Here is a 2,994-nt window from a genome sequence, read left to right on the forward strand (position 1 = left end):
CGGTGGCGGCATGGATCTTGGTGCTCAGGCCACCGCGAGACCGACCCAGGCCCTGGGCATCCGCCCCCCCTTTTACCTTGCGCGCTCCAGCAGCATGCTGGTGGGCACGCACGATGGTACTGTCGATCATCAGCCATTCCAGATCGGCTTCGCGGGCCAGCGTTTCTAGCATGTCGTCCAGTACGCCCATCTCGATCCAGCGATAGTAGCGCCGCTTCACGCTGCGGTAATCGCCCAGCCGTTCCGGCAGGTCACGCCAGCGCCCGCCCGAGCGCGCCATCCACAACAGTGCGTCGAGGAACTTGCGATTATCGGTGCGTGGGCCGCGCTTGCCTTTGGTGTCGCCCGGCACCAAGCTCTTGATCCGTTCCCACTGGTCATCCCGAAGTGCATCACAGTCCATCGCCGATCTCCCAAAATCAGCGTTGAATCTGATTTGCGACCGGATGGGAATCCCAAAACCTTAAATCGTCACCACAACCTAGGGGTGGCGGAAGACCTAAGCCACCGCGACCGTGAGGAAGATGACGGCACAAGGTTATGGGCGGTCATTACCGCAGCGCATCGAACTGGCGATGCTGGTTCTGGAAAGGGCGCAGCCAAGACCAGCATCCTTGAATGGACGTTGATCTGGTCCGTCATCGCACTGGCTGCGCTGGCGCTTTTTAGAGACCCTATCGTCACAATTTACCAATGACCAACCAGCCCGGCTACGTGTCATGGCCGGGCCTCATTACCACCAAAACAGATAAAGGAGACCACAGCATGATACCCAACGAAAAGCGTCTGGATAATGCATTTGATTCCGCCACGTCAGCGCTGAATGCGATGCTCTACATCATGGACCATATCGATGTTGATAATCACGAATGGGCGATTGCCATGTGTGGATTGCGTCTGGCGCATGAAACCATCCAGTCAGCCGTAACGGAACTCGATATTCTAACTCAGAATATGGCCTTTGATGATGCTGAACTCGCTGATCTGCGCGTTCGTATGGCAAATTCTAATAATAGTGACTGTCTTGACCTCACCGATCCGGGCTAGACATATCTCGTTTGTTCTGCTTATGTTCTATTTTTAAGTAGGAGGAAAAATGACCATTTAAGACACCGACGTAGCGCAGTTTCTGGTCGAGGATGCGGCAATGATGTCCCGCGAACAGGTGCTCGACAGCTTCAATTCACGCTTCCCAGATTTTGAAGGTACGGATGAATTCTGGCGCGGGCTTCGCATTGGTATTGCCATCCTTCAGATGGATGCCGCTGAACACGGTGAGCATCTCGACATTCGTGGTGCCTTTGCCAAACTTGCGAAGGTTTCGCGATATGAGGTCGAGGACGACGCGCTTGCCGAAGGTCTCGCAGAGTACCCTGCGTCCACCAGCACAGCGAGGCACTGACACCACAACGCCCGACTCACTACCGGGCAGTAGAGCGCCCTGTCTTGGGAGCAAGCGCTTGCCCGCCCCGCTGCTGTAACTTCTCCGGTGGTGGGGCGATTTCGAAGCGCATGGTAAACTGACCGACGCCGCAAAAAAGCAGTCCAATATCAGGGTTCATTCGCTGGTTTCAGGACAGGAACCCGAACAGCCACAGGAGAATGATAATGGGAACCGGAATGCCGATTAACCAAAGCAGTCCACATCTTGCCGATGAAGAAAACAACGAGGGCTGTGTTGTTTGGCTCCAGATCCCCAAGGCATCTGGCTACAATGTGGCTATAAATTTTTATAGCCAGCTTTTGGGGAGGTGATTAAGTCGTTGATTTAATTGGTCGGAGTGGCGGGATTCGAACCCACGACCCCTTGACCCCCAGTCAAGTGCGCTACCGGACTGCGCTACACTCCGAACCGGGAGAAGCCTTAGAAGATCAAGGCTTTGAGCGCAAGGGTGTTTGAGGCTTATTTCAAGAGAAAGAGAAGGAATGGGTCTGTATAATGCTCAAGAAAATCAAAAAGCCTGTAAATCGACCGGCCTGATGCGTCGTGATCTTCTTGAACCAGAGAAGATTTTGACTCTGGAGCATTTTTCAAAAGGTTTTAATAGCTGCGGATCAGCCCGACCAGCCTGCCTTGTACCTTCACCCGATCAGGTCCAAAAATGCGTGTTTCATAGGCGGGATTGGCCGCCTCAAGAGCAATTGAGGCCCCGCGCCGCCGAAACCGCTTTAATGTGGCTTCTTCTTCATCGACCAGTGCAACCACAATATCGCCGGGTGTTGCTGTGTCGGCATTTTTGATGATGACCGTGTCGCCATCAAAAATGCCCGCTTCAATCATCGAATCGCCTTTGACCTCCAAGGCATAATGCTCACCGCCCGACAGCATTTCAGGGGGAACGGAAATGGAGTGGGTTCTGTTCTGGATCGCGTCGATAGGCACACCGGCTGCAATGCGGCCCATGACAGGTATGGAAACAGCAGCCCCGGCATCATGGTCATTGCTGGCGATCTGGGGTCTGTGTGCTGTGGAAGATTTTTTCTCAAGGCTGCCTTGAATGACACTGGGTGAAAATTTACGGGTGTTGCCAACAGCCGGAATCAAGGAATCAGGCAGCCGGATCACCTCCAGCGCCCGTGCGCGGTTGGGCAGGCGGCGGATGAACCCGCGCTCTTCAAGGGCTGTAATAAGCCGGTGGATACCGGACTTGGAGGCAAGGTCCAACGCATCCTTCATTTCATCAAATGAAGGTGGAATGCCACTTTCCTTCATTCTTTCATGAATGAAGAGAAGCAGTTCATGTTGCTTGCGTGTCAGCATCGGATTCCCCCGACAATTATGAATTCTGAATCGTAAACAAAACCAGAACAAACTTTATATGTTCCAGTTGTGTTCTGCAACTGTTTAGAGCATTTTGCAGCCAAATAGAATCATTTGGCGTCGCACAAATGCGGCTAAAACAAGAGCTTAGAGTGTTTCTTTATGTTTCCATGAAAACAAGAAATGCTCTAGGGTCGAAACCCAATCAGAGTATTGCGTAAATTTTTGAAATC

Annotated in this window: 4 protein-coding genes and 1 tRNA gene; 2 read left to right on the top strand and 3 right to left on the bottom strand. The window is 52.6% G+C overall.

Annotation, left to right across the window (positions count from 1 at the left end):
• On the bottom strand, nt 1–403 hold a 403-nt coding region (locus ACFPLB_RS11560; protein WP_378229740.1), incomplete at its 3' end, for an IS5 family transposase.
• Between the two features lie 362 nt (nt 404–765).
• Between ACFPLB_RS11560 and ACFPLB_RS11565 the strand changes: the two genes are divergently transcribed.
• A complete protein-coding gene (locus ACFPLB_RS11565; protein WP_378229742.1) occupies nt 766–1,047 on the top strand; it encodes a hypothetical protein in 282 nt (93 codons plus the stop codon).
• Between the two features lie 100 nt (nt 1,048–1,147).
• A complete protein-coding gene (locus tag ACFPLB_RS11570) occupies nt 1,148–1,402 on the top strand; it encodes a hypothetical protein (RefSeq protein ID WP_378229744.1) in 255 nt (84 codons plus the stop codon).
• Between the two features lie 371 nt (nt 1,403–1,773).
• Here the strand turns inward: ACFPLB_RS11570 and ACFPLB_RS11575 are convergent.
• Nucleotides 1,774–1,850, bottom strand: a tRNA-Pro gene (locus ACFPLB_RS11575).
• A 191-nt stretch (nt 1,851–2,041) separates the two neighbouring features.
• The gene (lexA, locus tag ACFPLB_RS11580; protein WP_378229746.1) at nt 2,042–2,761 is read right to left on the bottom strand and encodes a transcriptional repressor LexA; all 720 of its coding nucleotides are present in this window, start codon (nt 2,759–2,761) and stop codon (nt 2,042–2,044) included.
• Between the last annotated feature and the right edge of the window lie 233 nt (nt 2,762–2,994).

The organism is Aquamicrobium segne, from assembly GCF_042656785.1.
GTDB lineage: Bacteria > Pseudomonadota > Alphaproteobacteria > Rhizobiales > Rhizobiaceae > Mesorhizobium > Mesorhizobium segne.